The organism is Ideonella livida (genome assembly GCF_010499455.1).
Classification (GTDB): Bacteria; Pseudomonadota; Gammaproteobacteria; order Burkholderiales; family Burkholderiaceae_C; genus Ideonella; species Ideonella livida.
The window spans coordinates 52,235-68,565 of sequence record NZ_JAAGOH010000006.1; the positions used below are offsets into that span (position 1 = coordinate 52,235).

Annotated in this window: 12 protein-coding genes; all 12 read left to right on the plus strand. The window is 69.3% G+C overall.

What is annotated here, in order from left to right; translation table 11 throughout:
• Positions 1-3: 3 nt before the first annotated feature.
• The 12 genes from G3A44_RS06800 to epsF all read left to right on the plus strand — a co-directional run bounded on the left by G3A44_RS06800 (position 4) and on the right by epsF (position 16,329).
• On the plus strand, positions 4-1,716 hold the full coding sequence (locus G3A44_RS06800) for a polysaccharide biosynthesis/export family protein (RefSeq protein ID WP_163456765.1): 1,713 nt from the start codon (positions 4-6) through the stop codon (positions 1,714-1,716).
• Entirely contained in the window at positions 1,716-3,143 is a 1,428-nt protein-coding gene (locus G3A44_RS06805; protein WP_163456766.1) for a glycosyltransferase, read from the plus strand. The genes G3A44_RS06800 and G3A44_RS06805 overlap by 1 nt, the downstream gene beginning before the upstream one ends.
• Positions 3,144-3,163: 20 nt before the next feature.
• Positions 3,164-4,465, plus strand: a complete 1,302-nt coding sequence (locus tag G3A44_RS06810; RefSeq protein ID WP_163456767.1) for a glycosyltransferase family 4 protein — start codon at positions 3,164-3,166, stop codon at positions 4,463-4,465.
• Between the two features lie 4 nt (positions 4,466-4,469).
• Positions 4,470-5,567 (plus strand): hypothetical protein, encoded by a 1,098-nt coding sequence (locus G3A44_RS06815; protein WP_163456768.1) that lies wholly within the window; start codon positions 4,470-4,472, stop codon positions 5,565-5,567.
• Between the two features lie 73 nt (positions 5,568-5,640).
• Positions 5,641-6,816 (plus strand): sulfotransferase family protein, encoded by a 1,176-nt coding sequence (locus G3A44_RS06820; protein WP_163456769.1) that lies wholly within the window; start codon positions 5,641-5,643, stop codon positions 6,814-6,816.
• Between the two features lie 30 nt (positions 6,817-6,846).
• A complete protein-coding gene (locus G3A44_RS06825) occupies positions 6,847-8,319 on the plus strand; it encodes a DUF1800 domain-containing protein (protein ID WP_163456770.1) in 1,473 nt (490 codons plus the stop codon).
• A 10-nt stretch (positions 8,320-8,329) separates the two neighbouring features.
• Complete coding sequence (locus G3A44_RS06830; protein WP_203561321.1) at positions 8,330-9,508, plus strand: DUF1501 domain-containing protein; 1,179 nt, start codon at positions 8,330-8,332, stop codon at positions 9,506-9,508.
• Between the two features lie 35 nt (positions 9,509-9,543).
• The gene (locus tag G3A44_RS06835) at positions 9,544-11,508 is read left to right on the plus strand and encodes a glycosyltransferase (protein ID WP_163456771.1); all 1,965 of its coding nucleotides are present in this window, start codon (positions 9,544-9,546) and stop codon (positions 11,506-11,508) included.
• Positions 11,505-12,752 (plus strand): glycosyltransferase family 4 protein, encoded by a 1,248-nt coding sequence (locus tag G3A44_RS06840; RefSeq protein WP_163456772.1) that lies wholly within the window; start codon positions 11,505-11,507, stop codon positions 12,750-12,752. Before G3A44_RS06835 ends, G3A44_RS06840 begins: the two co-directional genes overlap by 4 nt.
• A 177-nt stretch (positions 12,753-12,929) precedes the next feature.
• On the plus strand, positions 12,930-14,042 hold the full coding sequence (locus tag G3A44_RS06845) for an EpsD family peptidyl-prolyl cis-trans isomerase (protein WP_163456773.1): 1,113 nt from the start codon (positions 12,930-12,932) through the stop codon (positions 14,040-14,042).
• The gene (epsE, locus tag G3A44_RS06850) at positions 14,039-14,875 is read left to right on the plus strand and encodes a polysaccharide export protein EpsE (RefSeq protein WP_163456774.1); all 837 of its coding nucleotides are present in this window, start codon (positions 14,039-14,041) and stop codon (positions 14,873-14,875) included. The genes G3A44_RS06845 and epsE overlap by 4 nt, the downstream gene beginning before the upstream one ends.
• A gap of 20 nt (positions 14,876-14,895) precedes the next feature.
• A complete protein-coding gene (gene epsF / locus G3A44_RS06855; protein WP_163456775.1) occupies positions 14,896-16,329 on the plus strand; it encodes a chain length determinant protein EpsF in 1,434 nt (477 codons plus the stop codon).
• Positions 16,330-16,331: the final 2 nt, after the last annotated feature.

Consider the following 16,331-nt stretch of genomic DNA (forward strand, 5'->3'; position numbering starts at 1 on the left):
GCCATGCGTCCTCGACTCCACATCCTCCACGCCTGGCTGCTGGCGGCGGCCTGCCTGCTGCCAGGCCTGGCCCAGTCGCAGACCCCGCCGCAGGGCACCGGCACCGCCTCGTCCGCCGCCCCAGCGGGGGCCAACGCGCAGCCACCCACCGCCGCCGCACCGGCCACCGGTGAGCTGGCGCTGGGTTCCGGCAGCCCCGGCATGGTCCAGCCCGTGACCAACCCGTATGCCCCGCCCAAGGCGGTGGTGTTCGGCTCGCAGATGTTCACCGGCCGTTTCGCCGCGTTGAACTTCACCGGCTTCAATCCCGATTACCAGCTCTCCGTGGGCGACCGGGTGCTGGTGCGCATGTGGGGCGCCATCACCTATGACGCCGCCCAGAACATCGACGCCCAGGGCAATGTGTTCATTCCCAACGTGGGCCCCATCCAGGTGCTGGGAGTGCGCAACCAGGACCTGAACCGCCAGGTCGAGGAGCAGGTTCGCCGCACCTTCAAGTCCAACGTCGGCGTCTACGCCACGCTGGATTCGGCCCAGCCCGTCAAGGTCTATGTCACCGGCTTCGTCCGCGCGCCAGGCCTCTACGGCGGCCTGTCCTCCGACTCGGTGCTGGCCTTCCTGGACAAGGCCGGTGGCATCGACCCGGACCGCGGCTCCTACCTCAAGGTGCAGATCCTGCGGCAAGGCAAGCCGCGCGCGGAGCTCAACCTCTACGACTTCCTGCTGCTGGGCAAACTCGAGCGGCTGCAGTTCCAGGACGGCGACACGGTGGTGGTGCAGGCGCGCCGTCATGCGGTCACCGTGACGGGTGAGGCCCAGAACGCCTATGTGTTCGAGATCGAGGCCGACGCCGTCCCCGCCTCGACCGTGACCGCGCTGGCCCTGCCCAAGGCCAACGCCACCCACCTGAGCGTGGTGCGCAACACCGGCGTGGAGCTCAAGAGCGAATACCACCGCCTGGGCGAGCTGGGCGCGGTGCGCATCCAGAGCGGTGACGTGGTCACTTTCACCGCCGACAAGTACACCACCACCCTCCTGGTGCGTGTCGAAGGCGCCCAGATGGGCGAGCGCTCCTTGGTGCTGCCGGCCGGCGCCACCCTGGGCGACCTGCTGTCACGGTTGACGCCTTCACCCAACGCCAACATGGCCGCGCTGCAACTGTTCCGCCGCTCGGTGCAGGCACGGCAGCGCCAGACCCTGGAGATCACGCTGCGCAACCTGGAGACCGCGGCGCTGACCGCCCGGTCGGCCACCAGCGAGGAGGCCGCACTGCGCAAGGTCGAGGCCGACATGATGTTGTCCTTCGTCACGCGGGCACGCAGCGTCCAGCCCCTGGGGCAGGTGGTGCTCAGCGATCCTCAGGAAGCCCGCAAGCTGATCCTGGAGGACGGTGACACGATCAACATCCCCGAGAAGACCAACCTGGTGCTGGTCAGCGGCGAGGTCCTGTTCCCCAACGCCATCGTCTTCAGCGAGCGCAACGGGCTGGATGAGTACATCACCCAGGCCGGCGGCTATACCCAGAGCGCGGACACCTCCAAGCGCCTGGTCCTGCGCGCCAACGGCAGCGTGGCCGCCGTCGGCGAGCTGCCCCGGCCGGGCGACGAGATCATGATCCTGCCCAAGATCGACTCCAAGAACCTGGAAGTCACCCGTGGCATCACCTCCATCATCTACCAGATCGCCGTCGCGGCGAAGGTCGCACTGAGCCTGTGATGAACACTTGGAAATGGCCCCTCAAGGGCAGCAAAGGCAAGTCGGCCAAGGCACCGCAACCCGCCGTCGGACTGCAGGAAGAGACCAAAGTGCCCAAGGACATCGGCGGCTACCTCGAGGCCGCATGGAGCAACGGGGTGGACGGCACCTGCTGTGTGGTCGGCTGGTTCGCCGCCGGCCACCATACCGGGGTCAAGGCCTGGGTGCAGGCAGGCTCCCGCAAATGGCCCTTGACCGAGGCCGTCCGCTTCACCCGGGAAGACCTGGTCAACAGCGACCACCCGGCCCTGGGGCGGGTCGGCGGGATCGACGCCGGATTCCTGTTGGCCCCCACGCCGCTGGAGACCGACACCCCGCTCACCCTGGCCTACGAATACGAAGGCCGCACCCACACCTTCAACACGGTGAACGTGGGCCGGCTGCCCAGCGAACCGCTGCAGGCCTTCCGGATGATGCACGGCCTGTACACCCCCGACGACCGCAAGGCCCGGCGCTATACCGAAGTGGACGGTCCGGTGCTGGAGGGGCTGATCCGCTCGGCACGCCTGCGCCAGGCCCAGGCCCCGGTGGAGACGCACGCCGTCGGTCCTCAGCTGCAGGACCCGCGCTGCTCGGTCATCGTGCCGCTGTACCGGCGGTTTGACTTCGTCGAGCCCCAGCTGGCCAAGTTCCGCCAGGACCCCTGGCTGCGCCAGCACGCCGAGCTCATCTACGTCGTCGACGATCCGGCCCTGGTGCCGCTGATGCAGGCGGAGGCGTCGATCCTGCACACCCTTTATGGCGTGCCCTTCACCTGGGTGTGGGGCGGCATGAACCGCGGCTTCTCGGGCGCCAACAACCTGGGCGCGCGCCAGGCGCGCGGCCAGGACCTGCTGTTCCTCAACAGCGATGTGTTCCCGACCCGGCCGGGCTGGCTCCAGGCCCTGACCCAGGTGCTGGAGCAGCATCCGGACATTGGCGCCGTGGCCCCCCGCCTGCTGCATGCCGATGGCAGCATCCAGCACGACGGCATGGTCTTCCAGCACCTGGAAACGCTGGACATCTGGGCCAATGAACACCGGTTCAAGGGGCTGGATCCCGCCGAGCGGCCCGCCCAGGGGCTGGTGCAGGTGCCCGCTGTCACCGGCGCCTGCCTGCTCATGCGCCGCGCCGACTTCGATGCCGTGGGCGGCTGGGACGAAGGCTTCCTGGTCGGGGACTTCGAAGACTCCGACCTCTGCCTGAAGCTGGCCGAACGCGGCCTGCTCTCGGCCTGCCTGCGCTCCCAGGTGCTGACCCACCTGGAGCGGCAATCGCTTTCCTCGCTGGGCGACGGCGGCTTCCGCACCTCGCTGGTGATCTTCAACGCCGCGCGGCACCAGAAGCGCTGGGCCAGCCGGCTGCAGTCGCTGTCCGGCCAGGACCTCGACGCCACGTGCATCGCCTGACGCAAGCCCCAGAACCGAACATGCCCGCAAACGCCTCCCGAGAGCGCATCCTCGTCACCTCCCACGGTCACCCCGACTTCAGTCTGGGTGGCGGAGAAATCGCCGCCTACGACCTTTTCAAGGCCTACGGCCAGCACGCGCAGGTCGACCGCACCTGGTTCCTGGCCCGGGCGGAGAAGCCCGGCGGACAACCCGCCGGGGAGATTGGCCTGCGCCGGCCCGGCGAGTACCTCTGGTACCAGTCGGTCCATGACTGGCCCATGCACCGTGCCCATCACCGGCGCGCCATCGGCTCGGTCTTCGCCGACCTGATCCGCACCCTGCAGCCCACCATCCTGCATGCGCACCACTACGCCCACCTGGGCCTGGACCATTTGGTGTTCCTCAAGGAGCAGTTCCCCGCGCTGCGCATCTTCCTGACGCTGCATGAGTTCATGGCCATCTGCCGGCACAACGGCCAGATGATCAAGACCGGCTCGCTGCGCCTGTGCAAGGAGGCCAGCGCACAGGACTGCCAGCGCTGCTTCCCCGAGTCCAGCGTCGAGGACTTCTGGCTGCGCAAGTCCTTCATGCTGGACCGCCTCCTGTCCCTGGACGCCTTCGTCGCGCCCAGCCACTTCTTGCGCCAGCGCTACGTGGATTGGGGCCTGCCGGCCGACCGGATCATCATGATCGAGAACGGTCAGCCGGCGCGCGAGCGCCTGCCTGCCCGCGAACTGCTGCCCGGCGAAACCCGCAACCGCTTCGCCTTTTTCGGCCAGATCAACCCTTACAAGGGTCTGGATGTGCTGCTGCGCGCCCTGACCCTGCTCAAGAAGACCGAGCAGCGCCAGCTGGTCCTGGAGGTCCATGGTGCCCACTTCGAGCACCAACCCCAGGAACTGCGCGAACGCATCGCCGGCTACCTTGACCAGCTGGTGCCCACCGGCGTGGTCCAGTGGGTCGGCCCCTACCGCCCCGAAGAGATGAGCCGCCGCCTGGCCCGCGTGGACTGGGTGGTCGTGCCGTCGATCTGGTGGGAGAACTCGCCCCTGGTGATCCAGGAGGCCTTCGGCGCCGGACGCCCTGTGGTGTGCTCCGACATCGGTGGCATGGCCGAGAAGGTGCGGCACGGCGTGGATGGCCTGCACGTGCCCGCCGCCAACCCACTGGAGTGGTCGCGCACCCTGCTGACCGCCGCCACCGAGCCCGGCCTGTGGGAGCGCCTGGCCGCGGGGTTGCCCCAGGTGCTCAGCCATGGCGGCTGCGCCCAACAGCACCTCGACTATTTCGACCGGTTCCCGGTGGCCAGCGCCGCCTCCACCGCCACGTCACTGCCCTGAGCCCATGAGCAGCCACGACCCGACCGCCACCCCGCCCGTGCGATTCATCTTCCACATCGGCGCGGGCAAGACCGGCACCAGCTCCATCCAGAACACCCTGCGGCGCTCGCGAGAGGCGCTGCGCCGCCAGGGGGTGGGCTACCTGGGCCTGATGCTTGAGCACGCCCCATTGCAGCGCTTCGCCTGGCAAAAGGCCTCGGCCAGCGAGGTCTTCCACGCCCTGCCCGAGGCGCAGGCCACGGCCGAGCTGCGGGAAGTCCTGTTCCATGCGTTGGCACAGGCCCGGGCAGAGGGGCTGCACACCCTGATCTGGAGCAACGAGTCCTTCTTCAAGCGCAACCATGCGGTGCGCCCCGTGCTGCACCAGATGGCCGGCCAGGGCGGCAAAGCGCTGCTGCTGGCCTACGTGCGCCGGCACGACGCCTGGCTGCGCTCGGCCTATGTGCAGTGGGGCATCAAGCACAAGACCCAGCCGGGGCCGGTTCAGCCGTTCCGCCAGTGGATGCAGCCGCAAATGGCGCATTTCGGCCACACCCTCTCGGGCCTGTCCCAGGCCTTCCCGGGGCAGTTGGTGGTGCGCAACTTCGACGCCGCCGGCGACACGGTGCAGGACTTCCTGCAGGTCTGCGGCCTGACGCCCCAGGGCCTGCACATCCTGCGCGACAACATCTCGCCGGAGCCCGAGGAGCTGTTGCTGCGTTCGCTCTACAACAGCCGCGTGCCGGGCGAGGCCCTGCCCGAGCGCTTCGACCGCGCCATGCCCTGCGGCTGGAGCGGGGCGCACACCCCTGCCGAGCATCTGGGCCAGCTGCTGCCCACGGCGGAGGACCTGGCCGCCGCCGGCCAGGCCTGCGCCCAGGACCGCGCGCTGCTGGACGACCTGCTGGCCCAACAGGGCCAACCGCCGGTGGCCACCACCCCCCTGAGCGCCAAGTCCACCCAGGTGGACACCCAGGCCCTGGTGCTGGCACTGGCAGAGATCGTGGCGGCCCAGGCCCACAAGATCGAGCGGCTGGAGCAGCTGGTTCGCCGCGCCGGCCTGACCGGTCCTGGCCGGGTCACCGCCGACAAGCCGGCCGCCGGCCAAGAGCCCGGCGCGTGAGCCGATTTTCCCGACCCCAGGCATGGCGTGGCGCTGAACCCGCCGCCTGCCGCAGCAGAAAGGCAAGCAGTCGATGACCCGTTGGAACGCACCCGCGGTCTACAACCTGGTGGGCGCTCGGCCGGTGGAGGAGCTCGGCTGGGCTGCCAGCGTCGAGGCCTCGCTGCAAGGTGACCGCCTGCAGGTCAGTGGCTGGGCCCTATCGAGCCAGGGCGAAGTGCCAGGACTCTGGCTGTGCCTGGGGGAGGAACGGATGGCCGTCGCCCTGGAGCACCCCAGTCCGGACGTCGCCCAGGTCTACCCCGCCCAGCCCTGGGCAGCACGCTGCCGCTTCAGCGTTGCCCTGCCGCTGCCCCAGGGCGAGGACTGCCAGGATCCGCTGACCGTCATGGTGCATGGGCAGCCACTGGCCGGCGCGCCAGGCATGCACCTGGCCACGCTGATCTGCAGCGTCGCGGCCAACGCCGGCCGCAAGGTCTTTGTGGTCGGCTCACCCCGCAGTGGCACCACAGCCGTGGGCAATGCCATCCGCGGTGCGCTTGGCCTGCCCAACTACGGGGAGGCCCACCTGCTGCCGGTGTTGCACGGCCTGATCGAGGCGCTGGACCGGCTGTGGGAGACCCCTTCCGTGCGCGAAGCCGGCGCCAACGTGAGCAACCTCGTGGCCCACGTCCCGCCCGAGGAGATCCGCAGCCGCCTGGGCACGCTGTTCCGTCAGATGTACCGGCACCTGCATGCCGGCCAGAGCTTCTGTGACAAGACCCCTGGCGTGCCCATGCTGCGCGCCTTGCCGCTGGCCCAGGTTGTCTGGCCCGACGCGCGCTTCATCTTCTGCCACCGGCGCGGAGTCGAGAACGTGGCTTCGCGACTCCGCAAGTTCGGCGCCGAAGGCGATTTCCAGGGCCATTGCCAAGACTGGAGCATGGCCATGCGCGTCTGGCTGGAGAGCAGCGCCCTGCTCAGCCCGGGCAGCTGGCTGCAGGTGGAGCAGCGCGAGTTGGCGCTGGCCCCCGACACCGTCGCCCAGCGCCTGGCCCAGCACTTGCAATTGGAGCCCGATCAGCACCAGCGGCTGGCCGAATACCTGCGCCACCAGCGGCCGGAGCAAACCGCCCTGCAGGCCGAGCAACACCCCGTGGGTCTTCAGGACTTGGGCTGGCCGCCGGAGCAGGTTGACACTTTCCGTTCGCTTTGCGGGGAGATGATGCAACGCTATGGCTACCTGGAAGACGCCCGCTACAGCCTCTGACACCTGGCCCGTCCCGGCGGGAGCGCAGCCATGAGGCGCCGCGACTGGCTGGGCCTGGCGGCCCTGTCACCTTGGAGCGGGGTCCGGGCCCAGACCGCTCCCCGCTGTGACGTCGAAGACCCGGGCTGGCGTCTGCGCGACCGCGTGGGACTGGCCGCCACGCCCCTGGGTCCGGACGATCCCCGGGAACCGGATGCCTGGCTGCAGGCCCAGCTGGCACCCCGAGGCCCCGGCTGGTCCGCGGCGGTGCAGACGACCACGGACTCCCTGCTTGTCAGCCGCCTGGGCGCGGGCGCGGTGCTGGAGGAAATCGCCAAGCTGCGCAGCAGCGAGGGCCGCAAGGACTCCCGCGAATTCGCCCGGGAGCTGATGCAGCAGGCCAGCCAGCGCGCCCTGCTGCGCGCCGCCGGCAGCCGCCACCCCTTGGTCGAGCAGTGTGTCTGGTTCTGGTTCAACCACTTCAATGTGGCCGGCGCCGGCCCGGTCCTGCCCGGTCTGGTCGGCGACATGGAGGAGCGGTGCATCCGGCCCCATGTCCTGGGTTCCTTCCGGGAGATGCTGGAGGCGGTGATCACGCATCCGGCCATGCTCATCTACCTCAACAACGACCGCAACGTAGCCGGCCGGATCAATGAGAACCTGGCCCGCGAGCTGCTGGAGCTGCACACCCTGGGGGTCGATGGCGGCTACACCCAGGCCGACGTGCAGGAGGTGGGCAAGGTCCTGACCGGCCTGGGCGTGAGCGGGGACGGCCGCCCGGGCAAGGCCCGGCCCGGCAAGCCCGACCAGTCCTTCCACGAGGGGGCCAGCCGCTTTGACCTGCGCCTGCATGCCAAGGGCGAGCGCACCGTGCTGGGCCGCCCCCTGGGAGGTCAGGGCTGGCAGGCGATGCAGCAGCTCCTGGACCGGCTGGTGGCCCATCCGGCCACCGCCCGCCACATCGCCCGCAAGCTCTGCCTGTACTGGGTGGGGGATCAGCCCCCGGTAGAGCTGGTGGACAGCGTGGCCCAGGCCTTCCGAGACAGCCAGGGCCAGCTGGGGCGCACCACGGCCCACCTGCTGCGCCATCCCGCCTTCACCCGGTCGCTGGGGCAGCAGTTCCGCAGCCCCTGGCAGTTCCTGGTCGGCGGTGCGAGGTGGTGCCTGCATGTAGACCCCCGCCCCTTGCAGGCCGAACGGCTGCGGCCCATGCTCAGCGCCCTGGGTCAGGGCCTCTACCAGCGCAGCACCCCGGACGGCTACCCGCTGGACAGTGCGGCGTGGCAGGGTTCGGGCCAGTTGGCCGCTCGCTTCGAGGTCGCTCGCGACCTGGCGGCAGGCCTGCCGTTCAAAGCCCCGGCCAGTGACGCCCCCCTCATCCCGGTGGACATCACTGCTGGCGGTGCCTGGGCCTGCACGCGGGCGCGGCTGGCCCCGGACACCCTGGCCGCATTGGAAAAGGCCAGCAGCCGCGCGCAGCGCACCGCGCTCTTCCTGGCCAGCCCGGACTTCATGCGCCGTTGAGGAGACCCTCATGATCAACCGCCGCCAATGCCTGGTGCAGGCCATGGGCCTGACCCTCTCGCCGGCCCTGCTGGCCGCCGCGCCGGCACGCGCCCCCAGAACCCTGGTGGTCTTTCTGCGAGGCGCCTGCGACGGCCTGAGCGTGCTCAGCCCGCTCGACAGCGACGACTACCGCGAGGCCCGCCCGCAGATCGCCATTCCACGCGCCCAGGGCGGGCAGCCCGGCAGCCAGGCCCTGGACGCCGATTGGGGCCTGCATCCGGCGGTGTGGCAGCACCTGGAACCGCTCTGGCGCCAACGCCAGCTGGCCTTCGTGCCCTTCGCGGGCATGCCGGACCCCTCGCGCAGCCACTTCGAGATGCAGGACAAGATGGAGCTGGGCCAGGGCAGCCAGCCCCGGGACTACCGCTCCGGCTTCCTGGCCCGGTTGCTGGCCGAGACCCAGGGCCGCAAGGCCGCCGCCTTCACGCGGCAGGTGCCGCTGGTGCTGAGCGGCCCCGTGACCTGGCCCAACATCCCGCTGGCCACGCGCGGCCGTGCACACGGCCTGGACACCCGCACCCAGGACTTGATGCGCGAGATGTACCAGCGTCAACCCGAGGGGCGGCTCGCCGCCGAAGCGCTGGAGAACCGCGCCATGGCCGCCGACCTGGCCCAGGAGATGGATGCAGCCGACCGGCAAGCCGTCAGCCCGGGCAGTTTCACCGCTGCGGCCGACCGCATCGGCCGCATGATGCTCGAACGCTTCCAGGTCGGCTTTGTCGACGTGGGTCGCTGGGACACCCACGTCAGCCAGGGCGCGGTGACCGGGCAGCTGGCGGACCGGCTCGCAGATCTGAGTTCGGGATTGCAGCGCCTGTCGGCCACCCTGGGCAGCGCCTGGGCCGATACAGTGGTCATCGTGATCAGTGAGTTCGGCCGTACCTTCAAGGAAAACGGCAACCGCGGCACCGACCACGGCCATGGTGGCCTCATCTGGCTGCTGGGCGGCGGCCTGCACGGCGGCAGGGTGGCCGGTGAGCAGGTGCCCGTGCGCTGGCGCCACCTGCACGAACAGCGCGACCTGCCCGTGCTCAACGACTACCGCCAGGTCCTGGGCGGCGTGCTGGCCCGCCAGCATGGCCTGGACGCCGCCGCCGCCTCACGCCTGTTCCCCGGCACCCGACCACTGGACCTCAGCCTGCTCTGACCCCCTTTCGAACCCCTCCTTCCCGCACAGCCCCCATGGACCACCAAGACCCCGGCCCCGAGGCCACCTCCGCGGCGCCCCCCGCGTCTTCGCCCGCCGAGGCGCCGCCGCGGCAGGCCCCCCTGCCCCTGGTCGAGTTTCCCGAGGTCGAGCAGAGCGATGGCCTGCGCCTGCCGCCGGCCTATCTCGTCGTGGACCACTGCGTGCGCCTGAGCCCGGGCCTGGCCCTGCTGCAGGGGTGGATGACCGATCCGGCACGCCGCCTGCGCCAACTGGTGGCCACGCGCCCCGCGCAACCGTCGCTGCCCCTGGTGCCCGGACCCGCCACCCACGGCCGGCCGGACGTCGATGACGGTCTGCGCCCGGCCTTCGAGGGTCGGGGCCTGAGCCTGCCGGAAGGCTGCACCCAGGGCTTCTTCGGCCTGGTGACGCTGTCGGCCGGTCAGGACAGCGTGACGGTGGAGGCCGAGCTGGACGCAGGCACGCCTCGCCGCTGGTCGCTGCCCGTGCAGGACGACCCCGCCCAGGCCGTCGCCTTCATGCGCCGCGAAGCGGCGGCGGTGTGGCTGCCTGCGGCTGTCGGCCTGGTGCTGGACGCCCTGCACGAGCTGCCGGAGGTCATGCAGGAGCGTCTGGGTGAACTGGGGCGCCAGATCCCCCTGCGGCAACCCGCCAACAGCACCACGGGACGCCTGGAAATTGACCTGGCCGCCCGTATCGGTGATGGCCTGTTCCTGATGGGCTGGGGCTTGACGCAGGCCGGCAAGGCCCCCAGGCACCTGCTGCTGCGCAGCGAGGGCAGCAGCACCATGCGGGTCGTGACGCCCGGCCATGTGGCGCGTCCCGACGTCGTGGCCGCCTTCAATGGCCAGCGGCCCGTGCGCGACCAAGACCTGGGCCTGGTGGCCTGGGTGCCGGGCTTGGGGGCGGACGCCGGTCGTCAGGGCTGGAGCCTGCTGGCCGGAGACAGCGAGGGCGGTCTGGTGGAACGCCGGCTGAGCGTGCAGGACGGGCTGGCCCAGGAGCAGACCGTCACCGCCATGCTCCACAGCGTGCCGCTGTCGTCGTCGGCCTTCCGCCGCACCTACGACCTGCACACAGGTCCGGCGCTGGAGTCGCTGTTCCGCCTGCGCCGCCGGCAGGACCGCCCACAGGTCAAGGCCCAGTACTTCGGTCCCGCCCCGGTGGACCCCGAGGTCAGCATCATCGTGCCGCTCTATGGCCGCTGGGACTTCATGGAGTACCAGATCGCCCAGTTCGTGCACGACCCCGAACTGCGCCGCCACGAGCTCATCTACTATGTGGACGATCCCAGCATCTACGACGGCATCGTCCAGTACTGGCGCAGCACCTGGCCGCTGTACGAGCTGCCTTTCACCCTGGCCTATGCGGGTGAGAACCTCGGCTTTGCCGGCGCCAACAACGCCGCGGCCACCGTGGCCAAGGGCAGGCGCCTGCTGCTGCTGAACTCCGACGTCATCCCGACCGAGCCGGGCTGGATCTCCCGCCTGACACAGGCCCTGGACACCGCCCCGCAGGCCGGCGTGGTCGGCCCGGTGCTGATGTACGGCGATGGCGCCATCCAGCATGCAGGCATGCAGTTCCAGACCTATCCGCACTGGGGCGACCTCTGGACGAACCTGCACCCGGGCAAGGGCTGGCCGGTGGAGTGGGTGGACAGCCAGGGGCCCGCCGTGATGCCGGCCCTCACTGGCGCCTGCATGCTGATGGATGCCGAGCGCTACCGCGCCCTGGGCGGCCTGGACGAGGGATTCATCCGCGGAGACTTCGAAGACTCCGACCTGTGCCTGAAGATCCGGGCCGAGGGCCTGCTGCCTTACCTGGTGCCTGATGTGCGCCTCTTTCACCTGGAACGCCAGTCCCAGGACATCAACGCCCGGGTGGACACCCGGACCCTGCTGACCGTCTTCAACTGCTGGCGACACACCCAGCGCTGGGGCGACACCCTGCAAGCCCTGAGCGAGGAAACCCAATCATGAGCCGCGCACGACGCGTCCTGGTGGTGGCCCATGGCCACCCTGAACTCAGCCGCGGCGGCGCCGAGCAGGCCGCCTACGACGAATACCGCGCCCTGGGCGCCATGCCGGGCCACGAGTCCTTCCTGCTGGCCCGCGCGCCCCTGTCGGGCTCGCACGGCGGCACGCCCTTCTCGGTCTACCGCGCCCCTTCGGAGTTTCTCTTCCACTCCGACATGCCGGACCTGTTCAAGCTGTCCCAGCCCATCAAGCACATGGTCTGGTCGGGCTTCCGGGAATTCCTGCTCAAGCTGCGGCCCGACGTGGTGCATTTCCACCACTACGTGTTCCTCGGTGTGGAACTGATCAGCGAGGTGCGCCGCACCCTGCCCGAGGCCAAGATCATCCTCACCCTGCACGAGTTCTGGGCCCTGTGCCACCGCGAGGGCCTGATGGTGCGCGCCCAGGACGACCGCCTGTGCAGCGAGGCCACACCCCGTGCCTGCCACGCCTGCTTCCCGGCCTACACGCCAGAGGACTTCCTGCTGCGCAACAGCTTCATCAAGTCCCATCTGGCCGGCGTGGACGCGTTCGTGACGCCCTCCGAGTTCCTGCGTCAGCGCTATGTCGACTGGGGTTTGCCGGCGCATCGCGTGCACACCCTGGAAAACGGCCAGGCCCAGGCCCTCACCCGCGTGGTCGACCGCCCCGGCACCCACCCCAACCGGCAGTTCGCCTTCTTCGGTCAGATCAACAAGTGGAAGGGCCTGGACCTGCTGCTGGACGCGCTGGCCATCGTGCTGGACCGCCGCAAGGAGGGCGATCCGCTGCCCACCCTCAACGTGCACGGCGCCAACCTGGAGAACCAGGAAGCCGCCGTGCGCGAGCGCATCTCCACCAAACTCGAGAAGCTGCGGCCGCATGTGCAGTTCCATGGCGCCTACCGCAAGGAAGACCTGCCCGAGCTCATGGCCGAGGCCGGCTGGGTGGTGGTGCCCTCGATCTGGTGGGAGAACTCCCCACTGGTCATCCAGGAAGCCTTCAGCCTGGGCCGCCCGGTGATCGCCGCCAACATCGGCGGCATGGCCGAGAAGGTCCGGCACGACGTCGACGGCCTGCACTTCCGTGCCCGGGACGCCGGCTCGCTGGCCGCCACCCTGGAAATGGCACTGGACGACCCGACGCTGTGGCCCCGTCTGCGTGCGGGCATCGCCAACACGCCGGGCATCGCTGAACAGGTCCAGAAGATCATGGCCCTGGTGGCCTGAGAGCTGCCCGCGGCCCGGGCATGTCCCAGGGTGGCGGTCAACCCTTGGGCCACATGCCGGCCATTACAATCTGATAAGGTCTGTCCGCCTGCGGCGCGGGCCTGAACACATCCAACAAGCCTGCACCGGCGAGCGACCGGTCGGGCATGCCCAGGGGGGACCACTGTGCGGAACCACATGCGACTCGAGCCTTCTTCTCTTCGTCCTGCCGCCTTGTGCCTGATGGCCGCGGCCGCCTTGCTGAGTGCCTGCGGCAAGAAGGAGGCCGAAACCGCCACCCCCGCCACGCAGGTGGTCGCCAAGGTCAATGGTCAGGAGCTGACCGTCCACCAGGTCAACTTTCTGCTGCAGGCCCAACGCGGGTTGCCCGCCAGCCAGGTCGAGCAGGCCAGCCGTCAAGTGCTGAGCCAGCTGGTGGACCAGGAGCTGATGGTTCAGAAGGCGATCCAGATGAAGCTGGACCAGGATCCCCAGGTCCTGATGGCGCTGGAAGCCGCCCGCCGCGAGGTGATGGTGCGGGCCTACAGTGACCACGCCACCCGTGGGGTGCCGGTGCCGACCGAAGAGCAGGCACGGGTCTACTACGCCGACAACCCGGCGCTGTTCTCCGCGCGACGGATCTACTCCATCCAGGAGATCGTGGTCCAGGCCCCAGCGGAAATACAAGGTGAGCTCAAGGCCAAGCTGGCGGCCGCCAAGACGTCCACGGACTTCACCAACTGGCTGCGCGACCAGAAGCTCAATGCCGGCGTCAGCGTGGCCATCCGGCCAGCCGAGCAGCTGCCCATGAATTACCTGCAGGCCTTCTCGGCCTTGCCGGACGGCAAGGGCATGGTGCTGTCCGAGGCCCCGGGCGCGATGCGCATCGCCTTCCGCGCCGCCAGCCGCGCCGAACCGATGTCCTTCGACCAGGCCAAGCCGGCGATCATGGCCTTCCTGAGCAACCAGGCCCGCCGGGAGCTGCTGCAGTCCAACATGGCCGGCCTGCGCACGGGCGGCAAGGTGGAGTATTTCGGCAAATTCGTGGACACGGCGGCCTCGGCACCGGCACTGTCCTCCACCCGAGACGGCAGCCTGTCTGTGACCCTGCCCGGGGCTTCGGGCGTGAGCGTCTCGATGCCGGGCGCCGCCACACCCAGCACCGAGGTCAACCTCAGCGGCGCGGCCAGCGCGGCCGGCGCCGAGGTGCGGCTGAACAATGTGTCCGCAGGCGTGCAGGTCAACGTGGCCGCACCGGGCGCTTCGGCCGTGGATGCCGGCACGCTGCGTGGCGGCCTGTCCGGAAAATGAGCGCGCCCCTCCGCCTTGCCGGCCTGAAGGCGCTGGTCCTGGCCGTGGGCCTGGCCCTCTGCGGGGCAGGCCTCGCCCAGACATCGCCTGCGGCAACCACCACGGCGAGCATCTCGCGCATGGGCCCCGGTGACCAGATCCGCATTCAGGTCTACCAGAACGCGGACCTCAGCCAAGAGGCCAAGATCGCCGAGAACGGCATGGTCACCATGCCGCTGCTGGGCCAACTGCAACTGGGGGGGCTGACCACCTTCGAAGCGGAGTCGCGGATCAGCGCCATGCTGCAGGCTGCCGGACTGTTGCGCAACCCGCAGATCTCCGTCAGCGTGGTGAACAACCGCGCCAACACCATCAACGTCCTGGGCAATTTCGGCAAGCCGGGCAAGCTGCCGCTGGACGTGATGGGCATGCGACTGACCGACGTGCTGGCCTTGGTGGGTGGTGTGGACAGCGAGGCCGGCGACCAGTTGGTGTTGATGGGAACTCGCCAGGGCCAATCGATTCGAAGACAGATCGACATCCAGCGGCTGTTCGAGCCCGGAGGCGAGTCCCTCAACGAAGCGATCCATCCTGGGGATGTGCTTTGGGTCGGCAAGGCGCCCCAGGTGTACATCTATGGCGAGATCCTGCGTCCGGGTGCCTTCCGCCTGACACGCGGCATGACCTTGATGCAGGCGATTGCCGCTTCAGGCGGGGTCAGCCCGCGCGGCACGCTGCGTGGGCTCAAGCTGACGCGCACGCAGCCAGAGGGTGGCACCCGGGAGCTGGAACCCCGGATGGAGGACACCCTGCGCGATGGCGACGTGATTTACGTGAGAGAGAGCCTTTTCTAACACCCGGCAGGCAGACAACCATGTTCAACGTCGAGCGCCTGATAGGCGTCATGCGTGCCCGCTGGTGGGTGGCGCTGCTGGTGACGGTGCTTGGCATCGCCGCGGGTATTGCCTTCGCGCTGACCCGGCCCAAGCTCTACATCGCGACCGCCTCCGTGATCGTGGAGGGCAAGGCGGATCCGGTGAGCTCCATGCTCTATGGCACCGGCACCGCGCCCGGCTACATCAACACCCAGCTGGAAATCATCCGCAGCGACCGCGTGGCGCAGCGTGTGGTCAAGAACCTCAAGCTGGTGGACATGGCGGACCTGCGCAAGGACTGGGAATCCCAGGGCAGCGGCAACGTGAGTTTCGAGTCCTGGATCACCGAACTGATCCAGCGTGGGCTGGACGTCTCGGTAGGGCGTGCCGGCGGCAGCGTGATCAATATTGCCTATGCAGGCAGTGAACCCCGCTTTGCCGCCGCCATCGCCAATGCCTTCGTCCAGGCGTACATGGAAACGTCGATCGAGCTCAAGATCGACCCGGCCAAGCAGTACAACAGCTTCTTCAGCGAGCAGGCCACCGAGGCCCGCGCCAACCTGGAGAAGGCACAGGCCAAGCTGTCTCGTTTCCAGCAGGAACGCGGCCTGCTGGTCACCGATGAGCGGGTCGACCTGGAGACGGCCAAGCTGAGCCAGCTCACCAACGAGCTGCTGGCCATCCAGGCGCAGCGGGTGGACGCCACCACCCGGGCCCGCCAGGCCACCCGCAGCGCGGACTCCATGCAGGAGATCAACGCCAATGCCGTGGTCGCAGGCCTGCGTGCAGACATCGCCCGGGGCGAGCAGAAGCTCTCAGAGCTGTCCTTGAAGTACGGCGACAACCACCCGGCCGTGCAGGAGGCCCGCAGCGGCCTGGCCGAGCTGCGCACGCGCCTGGATCAGGAGATCCGCCGGGCCACCACATCCCTGGGCAGCACGGCCACCATCCAGACCAGCCGCGAGGCGGAAGTGCGCGCCAGCGTCGACGCCCAGCGCGCCCGGATCATGCAGCTCAAGGAGGTGCGTGACGAAGGGTCGGTGCTGGAGCGAGACGTCGACAACGCCCAGCGCATGTATGACATGGTCTTCAACCGTGCCCGACAGACCGATCTGGAAAGCCAGAACCGGCAGGCCAACGTGACCGTGCTGACCTCAGCCCTGCCGCCCAACACCCCTGAGAGCAAGGTGCGCAAGCATGTGGCCACGTCGGTGCTGCTGGCCATCTTGGCCGGCTTGGCGGCCGCGCTGCTGGTGGAGCAACTGGATCAGCGTCTGCGCGGGGCAGCCGACACAGTGACCGCCCTGGGCCTGCCGGTGATCGGCATCATGCCGCAGCCCAAGGCCGAACGGTCCTGGCGCGGTTTCCTGTCCATGAACAAGCAGCGGGTGATCTCCGGCCGCCGCCTCCTGGGCTCTTCTGGCAAATCCTGAGC